The organism is Floridaenema aerugineum BLCC-F46 (assembly GCF_041929345.1).
Taxonomy (GTDB): domain Bacteria; phylum Cyanobacteriota; class Cyanobacteriia; order Cyanobacteriales; family Aerosakkonemataceae; genus Floridanema; species Floridanema aerugineum.
The window spans coordinates 1-13423 of sequence record NZ_JBHFNQ010000113.1; the positions used below are offsets into that span (position 1 = coordinate 1).

The following is a 13423-nucleotide window of genomic DNA, read 5'->3' on the forward strand; positions in this document are numbered from 1 at the left end:
TTCATAAATGTTACAAACCAGGGAACGGTGCGTTAGGCACGGGAATTTATTGATGGATTGGAATGCTGAATTTATCGCCCGTGCCTAACACACCCTACGATTAAATAAGATTTTGTTATCACCATAAATCCGGGAGAGCCGGGAACTTAATAGCCCCCTTGGGAAGGGGGTTGGGGGATCTGGGTGCGTAAGTCCTAAAATCATCGCAAGCGATGATTGAGGTAGACTCAGAAACCGGGTTTTTGATTGTCGCTAGAAAATTTGGCGATCGCACAGATCCTTAAAAACGGAAAGCATTCAGGACACTGGCGTTATAAAATAGAACTAAACCCTAGTGTAGAACTGGGGTATTTAAATTACCCTTTTCTGCTCTGTGTATTTCATTTAGGAATTTTGTAGCAATTCAGTAAATTTGGGATAATTCGTGGAACTATCGTGTAAAAGTGAATATGCGCTACTGGCTCTCCTAGAGCTAGCAACTCATTATCAAAGTGGCGAACCTCTGCAAATTCGGCAAATTGCGGCGCAGCAAAATATTCCCGATCGCTATTTGGAACAGTTACTAGCAACTTTAAGGCGTTGCGGTTTAGTGCGTAGTCAACGAGGAGCCAAGGGCGGCTATTTGCTAGGCAGAGAACCCTGGAAAATTAATTTATTTGAAGTGATTTGCTGTTTAGAAGGGTCTGATTCTCAATCGACCCAGAAGGAATCAGGGAATAAAACAACTTTAGAGAGTAGTTTGCTGCGAGAAATTTGGCAAGAAGGTTGTCAGGCGGCAAATGCGGTTTTACAAAAGTATACATTACAAGATTTGTGTGAAAAGCGCGATGCTAAGCGTCAGCTAGATATCATGTATTACATCTGATTTGTCATTTAGTCATTGGTTATTAGTTATTGGTCATTTGTGGAATTTTGCTGTTCGACAGATGTAGAGGAATGCAGAAGTAAAGAACTATGACTAATAACTAATAACCAATGACTAATGACTGATGAGTGATGACCAATGACTAATGATATAAGGGAAAATTATGCGAATTGCTGACGATATTACAGAGTTAGTTGGTGGTACTCCTTTGGTACGCTTAAACCGGATTCCGCAATCAGAGGGTTGTTTGGCAAAGATTGTGGTGAAGTTGGAGGGAATGAATCCAGCTGCTTCTGTGAAAGACCGGATTGGTGTGAGTATGATTGATGCTGCGGCTAGGGAGGGGCTAATTACTCCGGGGAAAACGGTGTTGGTGGAACCGACTTCGGGAAATACGGGTATTGCTTTGGCAATGGTGGCGGCGGCTAGGGGTTATGGGTTAATTTTGACTATGCCCGAAACTATGAGTAATGAGAGGCGGGCGATGTTGCGGGCTTATGGGGCCCTGTTGGAGTTGACTCCGGGAATTGAGGGGATGACTGGGGCTATTCGACGGGCGCAGGAGATTGTAGAGAACACGCCGAATGCTTATATGTTGCAACAGTTCCGCAATCCGGCTAATAGCCAAATTCACCGGGAAACTACGGCAGAAGAAATTTGGCAAGATACGGATGGGCAGGTAGATATTGTAGTGGCTGGTGTGGGTACTGGGGGTACGATTACTGGTGTAGCTGAGGTAATTAAGCAGCGCAAACCCGGGTTTTTGGCGATCGCAGTTGAACCTGCTAACAGTGCGGTGTTGTCCGGGGGAAATCCTGGGCCACATAAAATTCAAGGGATTGGGGCGGGTTTTATTCCCCAGGTGTTGCGGGTAGATTTGATTGATGAGGTAATTCAGGTTAAGGATGAAGATGCGATCGCATACTCTCGTCGATTAGCTAGAGAAGAAGGTTTACTCTCAGGAATTTCCAGTGGGGCAGCGCTTTTTGCCGCGATTAAAGTTGGTCAAAGAAAAGAAAATGCCGATCGCCTGATTGTGATGATTCAACCCAGTTTTGGCGAACGTTATTTAAGCACACCTTTGTTTCAAGATCCAGAACTGAAGCTATCAACTTTTGGCTTAACTTAAACTAGTGAAAGGGCTGAAGGCTTCTATAATTTTCTGGTGCAAGTCTCCAAATTCACATTTGGGAGAAATCCAAAATCTAAAATCTAAAATCTGAAATGTAATGGCGGAGTTAAATCACTACCAAACTCTGCAAGTTAGCCCAAGAGCAACACAAGCAGAGATTAAACAATCTTATCGACGATTGGCAAAACTTTTTCATCCCGATAGTCAGCAAGACACAGCCGATCATGAGCAAATTGTGCGGCTAAATGCTGCTTATGAAATTTTAAGCGATCCGCAACGGCGGGAGTTTTACGATCGACAATTAAAAAATAGTTCATTTAGTCCGGTTGGCAATTGGCAACAAAGAACTAAAGCCGCCCAAAAACAATATCAAAAACAGCGACAAACGGCTCAAGATATCGATCGACAAATTCAATTATGGTTGACTCTAGTTTATCAGCCAGTTAACCGCTTAATTTGTCGCATTATCAATCCCATAAAGCAACAAATTGAGGAACTTTCTGCCGATCCTTTTGATGATGAATTAATGGAAAGTTTTCAAGATTACTTAAAGGATTGCCAGGAATTGCTTTCCCAAGCCCAACAGATTTTTACCTCTATGCCCAATCCTTCTCCTTTAGCTGGTGTCGCTGCCAGACTTTACTATTGCTTGAATCAAGTAGCAGATGGAATTAGCGAATTAGAAACTTTTAGCTTAAATTACGATGACCAATATTTACACACAGGTCATGAAATGTTTAGAATTGCCTCCCAGCTAAGACAAGAGGCACAAACAGCTTTTAGGAGTTTTGTTTAAGAGGGAACTGGGAAAGTTTTGAGTTTGTAGGGGCGGGTTTAGTAGACAATACTGTAATCGCAGCCGAAGAATTAACAACAAAACCCGCCCTGGAGAGAGTTTTGAGTTAGGGAGAGTTGGGGAAGTTTCTCGTAAGGAGAGTTTTGAGTTAAGGAATGTTCTTGCTCCCTTGCCCCTCTTGCCCCTCTTGCCCCTGGAGCGCCGGGAGCCGATTTTGCCCCTCTTGCCCTTCCATGCGATATCCTAGAATCAGAATCGTTTTACGAATCTTTACAATTTCACCCTTGCTCCTCCCAGCATGAAGTGTATTATTAACCGTCGGGCTAAGTTTTCAGCCAGTCATCTGTATTGGTTGCCAGAGTTGAGTGAAGCTGAAAATAAGCAAAAATTTGGGGCTTGCACTCGTGCGCCTGGACATGGACATAACTACGTCCTGTATGTCTACATGGCAGGCGAACTGGATGAATATGGCATGGTGTTAAACCTGTCTGATGTGAAACATATCATTAAGCAGGAAGTTACCAGTCAATTAGATTTTTCTTATCTCAATGATGCTTGGCCGGAGTTTGAGCAAACTCTACCAACTACAGAAAATATAGCGCGGGTAATTTGGCAGCGGTTAGCGCCTCATTTACCGATTGTGCGAATTCAATTGTTTGAACATCCAGAACTTTGGGCTGATTATTTAGGAAACGAAATGGAAGCATACCTCAGCATTGCCACTCATTTTAGCGCTGCCCATCGGCTAGCTCGTCCCGACCTTAGTTATGAGAAAAATTGCGAGATTTATGGTAAGTGTGCTCGTCCTAATGGTCACGGACATAACTATCATTTAGAAGTGACTGTGAAAGGGGAAATTGATCCTCGGACGGGGATGACTGTAGATTTGGGAGAATTGCAAAAGGTGGTTGATGATTATGTAGTAGAACCATTCGATCACACTTTTTTGAATAAAGATATTCCTTACTTTGCAGAAGTTGTGCCAACAGCAGAAAATATTGCGATTCATATCCGCGATTTATTGCAGGAACCAATTAGGGAATTAGGGGCAGAATTGTTCAAAATTAAGTTAGTAGAAAGCCCAAATAATTCTTGTGAAGTTTACGGTACTCAATTGGAGAAAAGCTCAGTTAATGGCAAGTTGAATGAACAAGTTTTAGTGAGAATTTAAGGTTTTTGCTCAGGAAAAAACGCACCTCGTTATCGAGCGAGGTGCGTTTTTTTAATCAAAGCGGTGAGTAATTACCAATGATTTTTAGGTGAAGACAAAAGTGGAGGCGGAAGCAGTTAACGCACTGGCTTGGACATTAGAGACGATCGCTAAATCTTTCCCTAAGAAACTAATTACAGCATCTGCACCTTTTTGAGTAATCGACAAGGAACTAATACTAGTCACTCCCAAATTACCAATTCCAATTACATCTGTACCTATTTGTAAGTCAGTGATTCTACTAGGAGCATTAGGGAAGATATTATTAGCTATCCAAAATTGATCGGCATCTGCACCGCCAGTTAAAGTGTTAGAGCCATTACCAACGAATAAAGCATCCTTACCTTTGTCACCAAAGATTAAATCGCCACTTCCACCGATAATTGTGTCATCCCCTTGACCACCACGCAGGGTACTGCCACTCGAACTAGACCCATTGATAAAGTCATTTCCCAGATTGCCATTTGCATTGTTAGCTTTGCCTGGTAATAACAAATCATTGCCTTTGTCGCCAAAGAGAAAATCACCAGCACCACCAATTAATACATCATCACCTTGACCGCCATATAAGGTATTATTCCCAGAACTAGCCGCGCCAGTAATAGTATCATTACCTTGGAAACCATTGATCAATTGACCACCTTTAGCTGTCAATAAATCTGGCCCTTTCCATATAGCCAAAATTAACTGACCACCTTCAACGTAGTTCGGATCTCTGATAGTGTGAGCCTGAACATCGAACAAATAAAATTGTCTACCAGAAGCAACTTCGACGATGCCGGAAGTTTCCCATTCCCCCGCTACACTAGTGTTGTCAAACTGTTCGCCAGCAGCACTTTCGTTAATTTCTGCCACAAATGTAGCTTTATCTGTGGCTATGTCATATTCCCAAATCCCAGCTTCTCTGCCTCTAGCCTCCATTACGTCACCGCCAAAGGCAGTTTCGTCTTCCATAATCATTACTTTGCCTTTTTTATCGACAACAATGTTGTCGTAGCTGACACCAGTATCAAAGCCGCCGTCGAGTATCAGTTCAAAGTTATTGATTTGTCCGGCGGGATCGGTGGGATTGAGGCTGAAGCGGTACATTTTACCGTAAGGGTTTTCCGCTTCAGCAGCAGTCCTAGCAGTTCCTCCACCAGCTTTGTCAGCGGTGCCTGTGGTGACGAAGTAGAATGTACCGGGGTTGTTGGGATCTTCGTGAATATCTTCTAAACGGCGGAAGTTAGTGGAACGACCAGAACTGTCTACCCAGCTGCTAAGAACTGCACCAGTAGGATCAAGGGCTATGTCTTTGGGAACTGGTGTCCAAGTGGCGTTAACTCTCACTCCTTCTGTTAAAGATTCACCATCAAATCCCTGAAGTCTTAAGACATATAATTGACCATCGCGGAAGCCGTTGGGGTCTTGTGCAGTTTGTTGACCGACAAACATATAAAGTTCGCCGTTAGCAAAGTCTTCTGCACCGAAAATTACTGTTTTATCCGAGTTGGTGGCGCGATATTGGGAGGCGGAAACTACGTTTTCTTTGGCGTAACGACCTAAGCCGTCAAGGGCTAAAGCTGTACCATCAGGAGTTAATGCCCAACCTCGACTTGATGAGGCTCCTGTCGCTGCATTTTCTGTAGTTTCTTCGGGAATGAAATAAACTGGAGTTGATTGACCAGCGGCATTAACAAAGCCACTTTCTGCTAAGTAAGCGGAGCAAAAACGAGTGAAACTAAAATTTCTCCCTGTTGCTGCATTTGTATAAACACCTGTTGTAGTGTTTAAAACATACTCACCAGTGGGATCTACTGCTCTTTCAATGAGGTTTTTTCCGCCTATGATATTCCAGCTTTTGTCAAATACCAGTAAAGATACTCTTGCTCCTTGAATTCTCCCTGGAACGGTAGAGGAAATTGCAGAAGTGATGGGATTACCTCTACTATCAACTGCGGCAATTTCGTGATTGAGAAAAACGTAATAGTTTCTTTCCGTTTCGTATATCCCCATGCCGTCAGGAATACCTGTCATGGCAAAGGTTCTTCCTTGTACAGTCCGAAAATTACCTACGGTGCCGTCAATTAGTGGAATTTCTTGTCCCACTGTTAACAGCGGCACAAATTCGTAGCCTGGATTTCCCGGCACATTTCTCACGTAAGAATCTACCATGATTTAACATTTCCTTCCTTCTTAATCAGAAGTAATTGCAGCGCTAAAAATTTACTTGTTGCTAAAAAGCTTGAGTAACAATGGCGACTATCCAGGAATTAATATCTCTCTGTCAAGTTAAGCTTTGGCTATAGAATTAATATGAAAAGATTAATTTAAGGCTATGTTTTGATTAAATTATCTTATTAAGAAACTAATCGTAAATGTAACTTTTTAATAATATTTATTTACTAAAGTTGCTAAATAAAAATTTACAGTTAACTTGGTAAAATTTATACTAAAATAATAAAAGTTTCAAGATAATTTAATATTATTTGACGAAAACTCCTAAACAAAAATGCTTGATGAAACTACTGAGAATACTCAAACAGAAAATTTTCTCAAACAAGCTCTAGAGCAGTTAACTTTTCACTTGGAAAATTCACCTGTTGGGGTGGTGGAATGGGATAATCAATCAAGGGTAAAACGTTGGTCAAAACAAGCGGAGAAAATGTTTGGTTGGCAAGCAGAGGAAGTGTTGGGAAAGTGTTGGGATGAATGGCAATTTGTGTTTGAAACGGATGTCGATCGCGTATATAAAAATGCTGTTTCGACAAGAACTGCCGAAGAACCGATGAATATTCATTATAATCGTAACTATACGAAAGATGGGAGAGTTTTAGATTGCGAGTGGTACAATTCTGCTTTATTAGATGAATTTGGTAATGTGGTTTCTGTTTTATCTTTGGTGTTGGATGTTAGCGATCGCAAACAAGCAGAAACCGAATTAAAAAAGAGTGAAGAACAATTAAAGGAACTCGGTTGCGAACAAGGACAAGGTTTCTATTTTTCTAAAGCTTTAGATCCACAAGCCGCAACAGCTTTAATTATCAGCCAACAAAAACAGCCGAAATGGGGAGAAACAGTAACTATTCCAGAATCTAAAAAAAAATTAAATCCGCAGGTCGATCGATTTAAAAAAGTTATTTAACTTTTCGCTCCCCCATTATCCCCCTTGGTAAGAGGGACTTTGAAATTGGTTCTTTGAAATTGCTTGCGGTTCCCCCCTTGTCAGAGAAACTTTGAATTGCTTGCGGTTCCCCCCTTTGTAAGGGGGGTTAGGGGGGATCAAACCTCAACATTTCCCATTACTTGAGCAACTATTGTGCGATGACGAGGACTATTAGGAGTGATTGTTGGAACACAAAAACCAGCTTCTACTAAAGCTTGGGAAATATCCAAAGTGAAATATTCATCCAAGTAAGGTTCAGTACTTTTTAGCAAAGTGAAAATGTAAGGAGGCATTTTCTTGTAAGCTGAAGATTGGGGATTCATATCCATAATGGTAATGTGACCATTTGGACGTAACAGGCGTTTAGCTTCCCGGAAAATTTCTTTGGTTGCCGATTGTGGCAATTCATGACACATTAAAAAGATGGAAACTAAATCAAAGGAAGCATTTGGTAAACCTGTTGATTCCGCAGCAGCATGAACCCAATTAATTGAAGCGTTTTTTTGTTGAGAACGGTATTCTGCAACTGCTAGAAAATATGGTGATAAATCAACACCTGTAACTTTTGCTTGGGGATAAACTTCTTGTAGCGCAAAGGTACTCATTCCCACGCTACAACCCAGGTCTAAAATATCTTGAGGCGGGGTAAAAATTTGCTGTTTTACGATGTTATGATAGCTTTGCCGAAGTTTGGCATCTCCGTCAATTGCGGGAACTTTAGACCAAATTGTAGAATGGACTGCATGAGCAGCAGATTCAACTTCTAATGCTGGTTCCCAACCGAGATTTCCTTCTTCGTAAGCGTGGAACGATCGCACATAATATTCTGGATAAGTTAAATTCTGATTTTGTACTTTTTGTAAGTAAGTTTCCCAATTTTGCTGACTTAATTCCTTAACTTGCAGCCGCCAAGGTACACCAATTTTTTCGGATCTTTTAATCATCATCTCACGAGCTTGATGTTTAGCGATCGCTGCCAAAGGTTTAATAGCCAGGACTCCATTAACTAAGCGAGAAGCTAACCCTGGAGTAGTGTTTACTGTTGCAGTCATCTGATTAGTCATTAGTCATTTATTAGCCTGGTTCGTTGTGAGGACTTTAGTCCTTTGATCTGAATATACGACTAAAGTTGTAGTTGTAGGGTGCCTCAGACTATAAATCTAATCGAGAGCATCAGGGTTTAACTTTCTGACCCACCCTACTAAATTGTGCCAGTTGCCTAAGTCCTGTAGGAATGATAGGACTGAAGTCGTCACAACGAACTTAAGATGATATAACTATTCACCACTGGCTACTGATTGTTGTTCTTTTGATTTTAAGGCAAAGACTATTTCCATTTGACTGGTTGATGGGTTAACTTGATTAGCTGTGACTCCAATGCCGCGAATGGAATTCAAGATAGCACAGGTGTCTGCGGAGAGAGGTAGTTGGAGATTTAGCAAAAAGTTGCTATTAAATACAGACATTACTGTGTCCATATCGACATAAAAATGGCCTGTATTTGACTTGGGTAAGGAACTGGTAACTGTTTGGAAAGCTTGGTTTTTTTCTAAGGTTTTGGAACTGCTTGCCATTGCTTCGACAACAGGACGACCCACGGCGACAAACATTGATTCTTTGTCTAACCAACCATGTCCTAATAATACGCCTTGATCGTTTGACCATTCGGTAACAGATTTGCCTTCAATGTGTCGGCGATCGATATTAATAGACTTAGTTCTGGCGAGTCTATCTAATTTACTTAATGCGGTTTCGGCGGCTTGGCGATCGCTAGTTTTCACAACCAAAGCTGCACTAAAACCCATCGGTGCTAAAATACCTTCATTCGCTGGAAATGCACCAACCGCAAATTCTCGATCCATCCAAGGCAAAATGTCTTTATCTAAGTCCAGATTCACGTTATCTTTAAGATAATTACGAATTCCGTTAACCTGAGCATTAAATTGGGGATTTTTCTTGGCTTGCTCTACTGCTTCTTTCCAACCTTGACTAATTCCATATCCACTGATTAACGCTACCGTGTTCCAGGGGAATTTCGATACCATTTTCCCTGGTGTCGGTTGAAACTCTGCTTCTTTAATGCGGTCTTGCTGGACTTCTCCGATCGCTTTCATCCTCATCCCTAAATTATCTATTCCCACCCCCACTACCACAGACTTCATATTTTTTAATTGCTTCATTGATACTGGAGTTAACTGGCTGATAGTCGCGTTGTTATCCAGCACTTCGGTAATCAACTTTTGCGATTCTGGTACATAAATTTCTGCGATTTCATTGGGTAAATCTATTCCCTTCTCCAACATCAACTTAGCACCTACTTTATCAGCAAATGAAGCTTCTCCTTTAAAAGTATCAATTGCTGCTTCGAGCGATTTTTTCTGCGGTGAAATCACTAAATGCTCGTTTAATAACGCTATGTAAGTGTTTTGATTTTTATTTGCACATTCCCAAATCTTCACACCTTTATAGTTACTCTCACTTTTTTCGCCATCGGACGATTTTTTTAACTTAGTAGCAAAACTTATAGCGCTTATTTTATCTTTAATACCTATAACAACTAAATAATTCGGTGCTTCTGTAGTCGCTGTAGTAGCTGCAACTTCTTGTTTAGTATTGCTTGGTAAAAGTGCCAACATTACACTACCTAGCCAAGGCTGAATATCTTTTTCGTAATCTATCTTTGTATTCTCAGCAAACAGCTTTTTGTGGAGGCTAGTCAGACTATTACTGACTATTTGCCTTGCTTCCGCTGTTCCAAATTGTTGCAATTTTGACCAAGCTTTTCCATCCGTAGACACTACACCTGCTACTAATGCTTCATCTGGAACTAACTTGGCGCTGGCTAATGGACTTACATCGCTAAAAACACCACGTAAGTATAAATAACCTGCTGTGCCACCACCTGCTATTAGAACTGCTGCGCCAACACCTAAAGTTTTGATTTTAGAAACTTTAGAGACTTTAGAGACTTTAGAGACTTCAGAGACTTGAGAAACTTTTTGGGCTAACATCATCCTCACCTCACAATCTGATAATACTTTCTTGAAAAATTTTTCTTGGGTTACTTAAGTACTGATGAGTACTTTTGCTTAAGCCACTGGGGGGCAACTAACAGGGATATTTTGTTGTCTCTGTAGAATTCTGTAACTAACAATGAGTAAATTTTAGAGTAGTTCTGGAATTTAGCAATAGGAAATTGTATATAGTTGTTTGAAATTCATACCTAAGTAACATTTCTTATAAATCTTTAGTAAGAAATTTGTGCTTTTGGATACGCATTCTGGCAGATTCAGATGTAAAAGTAAGTTGAGTCCCAAAGGCGTTACCCTGGAAAGTATATCTAAATCGCTTCCATTGTCACGCAGGCTTGAGCCGAGATGAAGTTGCAATCTTATTTCGATTCGGAAACGAATAGTCACAAATCTTTTGAGTTACCGGGAGCTAGACCGCATTATAATCCCGATCGCCCCGGACAAGTAGAGCACATCTTTCTCGATTTGGTGCTGGATATTCCCAATCAGACTTGTAAAGGGACTTGCAGTATTAGGTTAGCACCAGTGCGATCGGGAATTGAAAATTTAACCTTAGACGCAGTTAACTTAAACATTCACTCAGTCGAGGTTGATAATGTAGCGCAGAATTTTGAGTACGATGGCGAACAGTTGCATATTCAACTCGCCACCCCGACGCAGGTTGGAAAACCAATTACTATTGTGATTGCTTACGCCGCAGAGAATCCGCAAAGAGGGATTTACTTTATCACTCCTAACGAGCATTATCCCAACAAACCGACGCAAGTTTGGACGCAGGGAGAAGATGAAGATTCGCGTTTTTGGTTTCCCTGTTTTGATTATCCGGGACAACTAGCAACTTCCGAAATTCGAGTGCAAGTTCCCCAACCTTTAATTGCTATTTCCAACGGGGAATTAATTAATACCGAAGATGCGGGAGATGGGAAAATTTACCATTGGTTGCAAAGGGAAGTTCATCCTACTTATTTAATGACTTTAGCGGTGGGAGATTTTGCCGAAATTCAAGATGAATGGAATGGCAAACCTGTCACTTATTATGTAGACAAAATTCGGGAAGAAGATGCCCGTCGAACGATGGGCAAAACGCCGAAGATGATCGAATTTTTCAGTGAAAAATTTGGTTATCCTTATCCATTTCCCAAATACGCCCAAGTTTGCGTCGATGATTTTATTTTCGGGGGAATGGAGAATACTTCTACTACTCTTTTAACTGACAGATGCTTGTTAGATGAAAGGGCATCGATAGATAACCGCTTGAGTGAAAGTTTAGTCGCCCATGAACTCGCCCACCAATGGTTTGGGGATTTGGTGGTGATTAAACATTGGTCTCATGCTTGGATTAAAGAAGGAATGGCATCTTATTCCGAGGTACTGTGGACAGAACAAGAGTACGGAAAGGATGATGCTGCTTACTATATTTTGAATGAGGCGCGGAGTTATTTAGCAGAAGATAGCAGTCGCTATCGTCGTCCAATTGTAACTCATGTTTATCGGGAAGCGATCGAACTTTACGATCGCCACCTTTACGAAAAAGGTGCTTGTGTTTATCATTTGATTCGCGGAGAATTGGGAGATGAATTGTTTAATACTGCAATTCATAAGTTTGTCCAAGAAAATGCTCACAAAACAGTAGAAACTATTGATTTGCTGAGGGCGATCGAAAAAGCTACAGGTCGGAATTTACTCTTTTTATTCGATCAGTATGTTTATCGAGGCGGACATCCTGATTACAAAGTTGCTTATGACTGGGATGCTGATAGCAAACTGGCAAAAGTTACAGTAACCCAAACTCAAGCAAAATCAGGTGACAATGGTAGTAAAAATGATTTGTTCGATCTGAAAATTCCCATTGCCTTCGGTTATGTAAAGGATGAGAAATTCTCAGAATTTAAAACCTTTACAGTGCGAGTGCATGAACAGCAACAAAGCTTTTACTTCCCGTTAGCTGAGAAACCTGATTTTATCAGTTTTGACTTGGGAAATTACTGCTTAAAAACCGTTGCCTTGGAATATGCCATTCCCGAATTGAAAGCACAATTAAAATATGACCCCGATCCAGTTTCGCGGATTTTTGCGGCGGAATCATTGGCGAAAAAAGGTGGTTTAGAAGCTGTCAAAGCTTTATCAGAAGCATTAGAAAATGATGCTTTTTGGGGTGTGAGATCGGAAGTTGCGAAACAACTTTCAGAAATCAAACTCGATCAAGCAGGAGTTGCTTTAACTAAGGGATTGAAAGATAAAAATCCGTTAGTGCGTCGGGCTGTGGTTAATGCTTTAGCTAACATTAAAACCACCGAAAGTTATACAGCATTAAAAGAATTGTTGCAAGCTGGTGACGAAAGTTATTATGTAGAATCAGCAACAGCAAATTCTCTTGGTAACATGATAACTTCAGCAACTTTAAAAGATAAAGAAGATGAGGTAATTGCCTTACTTTCTAGTATCTTGAGAGAGAGGGCTGGTTGGAATGAAGTAGTTCGGGTTGGTGCGATCGCAGGTTTAAGTCAATTAAAGACTTCTCCAGTTGCTTTAAACCTGATTTTAGAGTACACTCATCCCGGAATTCCCCAAGCTTTAAGGTTAGCTGCAATTCGCGCTTTAGGCACAATTTCCACCGGACAAACTGCTAATAATGTTGCTTGGATTGTGGAACAATTAGCTGATATTGCTAAGGAAACTTTCTTCCTAACTCAAGTAGCAGTTGTCACCGCTTTAGGACAAATGGAAACAGCTAAAGCAATACCTGTGTTGCAATCTTTAGCTAATCAAACTCCTGATGGAAGAGTGCGTCGTATTGCAGAAGAAGCAGTACAAAAGGTGCAGAAAAATGTGGGTAGCGATCGATCTGTAAAACAGTTGCGCGAAGAACTTGATTTACTGAAAAAAGAGAATCAGGAATTGAAAAGTCGCGTGGAAAATTTGGAAGCAAAATCTAAGGTGAATTCTCCATCATAAATAGGTTCGATCCCCCTAAATCCCCCTTAATAAGGGGGACTTTGAATTGAAAGTTCCCCTCAATAAGGAGGACTTTGAATTCACTTGTTTGTTGAATTCCCCCCTTGTTAAGGAGGACTTTGAATTCACTTGTTTGTTGAATTCCCCCCTTGTTAAGGAGGACTTTGAATTCACTTGTTTGTTGAATTCCCCCCTTATTAAGGAGGACTTTGAATTCACTTGTTTGTTGAATTCCCCCCTTATTAAGGAGGACTTTGAATTCACTTGTTTGTTGAATTCCCCCCTTAT

The 13423-nt window shown here is 40.9% G+C and carries 10 protein-coding genes; 6 read left to right on the plus strand and 4 right to left on the minus strand.

Going from position 1 to position 13423, the window contains the following annotated elements:
• The first annotated feature begins 424 nt into the window (after nt 1–424).
• The 4 genes from ACE1CC_RS14995 (at nt 425) to ACE1CC_RS15010 (ending at nt 3964) form a co-directional block, all read left to right on the plus strand.
• Nucleotides 425–865, plus strand: coding sequence for an RrF2 family transcriptional regulator (locus ACE1CC_RS14995; protein ID WP_413264957.1), 441 nt, complete (start codon nt 425–427; stop codon nt 863–865).
• A gap of 163 nt (nt 866–1028) precedes the next feature.
• Nucleotides 1029–1994 (plus strand): cysteine synthase A, encoded by a 966-nt coding sequence (gene cysK / locus ACE1CC_RS15000; protein ID WP_413271236.1) that lies wholly within the window; start codon nt 1029–1031, stop codon nt 1992–1994.
• Nucleotides 1995–2094: 100 nt separating this feature from the next.
• On the plus strand, nt 2095–2793 hold the full coding sequence (locus ACE1CC_RS15005) for a J domain-containing protein (RefSeq protein WP_413271237.1): 699 nt from the start codon (nt 2095–2097) through the stop codon (nt 2791–2793).
• 298 nt (nt 2794–3091) lie between these two features.
• The gene (locus ACE1CC_RS15010; protein WP_413271238.1) at nt 3092–3964 is read left to right on the plus strand and encodes a 6-pyruvoyl trahydropterin synthase family protein; all 873 of its coding nucleotides are present in this window, start codon (nt 3092–3094) and stop codon (nt 3962–3964) included.
• 84 nt (nt 3965–4048) lie between these two features.
• On the opposite strand, the gene ACE1CC_RS15015 is transcribed toward ACE1CC_RS15010, so the two are convergent.
• Nucleotides 4049–6157, minus strand: coding sequence for an alkaline phosphatase PhoX (locus tag ACE1CC_RS15015; RefSeq protein WP_413271239.1), 2109 nt, complete (start codon nt 6155–6157; stop codon nt 4049–4051).
• Between the two features lie 337 nt (nt 6158–6494).
• Here ACE1CC_RS15015 and ACE1CC_RS15020 point away from each other — a divergent pair, with 337 nt between their 5' ends.
• The gene (locus tag ACE1CC_RS15020; protein ID WP_413271240.1) at nt 6495–7127 is read left to right on the plus strand and encodes a PAS domain-containing protein; all 633 of its coding nucleotides are present in this window, start codon (nt 6495–6497) and stop codon (nt 7125–7127) included.
• Nucleotides 7128–7264: 137 nt separating this feature from the next.
• On the opposite strand, the gene ACE1CC_RS15025 is transcribed toward ACE1CC_RS15020, so the two are convergent.
• Together ACE1CC_RS15025 and ACE1CC_RS15030 are read right to left on the minus strand one after the other, a co-directional pair.
• On the minus strand, nt 7265–8200 hold the full coding sequence (locus tag ACE1CC_RS15025) for a class I SAM-dependent methyltransferase (protein WP_413271244.1): 936 nt from the start codon (nt 8198–8200) through the stop codon (nt 7265–7267).
• A gap of 225 nt (nt 8201–8425) precedes the next feature.
• Nucleotides 8426–10162, minus strand: a complete 1737-nt coding sequence (locus ACE1CC_RS15030) for a DUF3352 domain-containing protein (protein WP_413271241.1) — start codon at nt 10160–10162, stop codon at nt 8426–8428.
• 363 nt (nt 10163–10525) lie between these two features.
• Here ACE1CC_RS15030 and ACE1CC_RS15035 point away from each other — a divergent pair, with 363 nt between their 5' ends.
• Nucleotides 10526–13135: a M1 family aminopeptidase gene (locus tag ACE1CC_RS15035; protein ID WP_413271242.1), complete on the plus strand. Its 2610-nt coding sequence runs from the start codon at nt 10526–10528 to the stop codon at nt 13133–13135.
• Here the strand turns inward: ACE1CC_RS15035 and ACE1CC_RS15040 are convergent.
• Nucleotides 13113–13423, minus strand: a 311-nt coding sequence (locus tag ACE1CC_RS15040; RefSeq protein WP_413271243.1) for a hypothetical protein, incomplete at its 5' end; no start/stop codon positions are given. The genes ACE1CC_RS15035 and ACE1CC_RS15040 overlap by 23 nt on opposite strands.

What these genes read in the sequence shown, in the direction of transcription:
- ACE1CC_RS15020 (WP_413271240.1), top strand. Translation starts at nt 6,495, where the DNA reads ATGCTTGATGAAACTACTGAGAATACTCAAACAGAAAATTTTCTCAAA.
- ACE1CC_RS15025 (WP_413271244.1), bottom strand. Translation starts at nt 8,200, where the DNA reads ATGACTGCAACAGTAAACACTACTCCAGGGTTAGCTTCTCGCTTAGTT.
- ACE1CC_RS15015 (WP_413271239.1), bottom strand. Translation starts at nt 6,157, where the DNA reads ATGGTAGATTCTTACGTGAGAAATGTGCCGGGAAATCCAGGCTACGAA.
- cysK (WP_413271236.1), top strand. Translation starts at nt 1,029, where the DNA reads ATGCGAATTGCTGACGATATTACAGAGTTAGTTGGTGGTACTCCTTTG.
- ACE1CC_RS15035 (WP_413271242.1), top strand. Translation starts at nt 10,526, where the DNA reads ATGAAGTTGCAATCTTATTTCGATTCGGAAACGAATAGTCACAAATCT.
- ACE1CC_RS15010 (WP_413271238.1), top strand. Translation starts at nt 3,092, where the DNA reads ATGAAGTGTATTATTAACCGTCGGGCTAAGTTTTCAGCCAGTCATCTG.
- ACE1CC_RS15030 (WP_413271241.1), bottom strand. Translation starts at nt 10,162, where the DNA reads ATGATGTTAGCCCAAAAAGTTTCTCAAGTCTCTGAAGTCTCTAAAGTC.
- ACE1CC_RS15005 (WP_413271237.1), top strand. Translation starts at nt 2,095, where the DNA reads ATGGCGGAGTTAAATCACTACCAAACTCTGCAAGTTAGCCCAAGAGCA.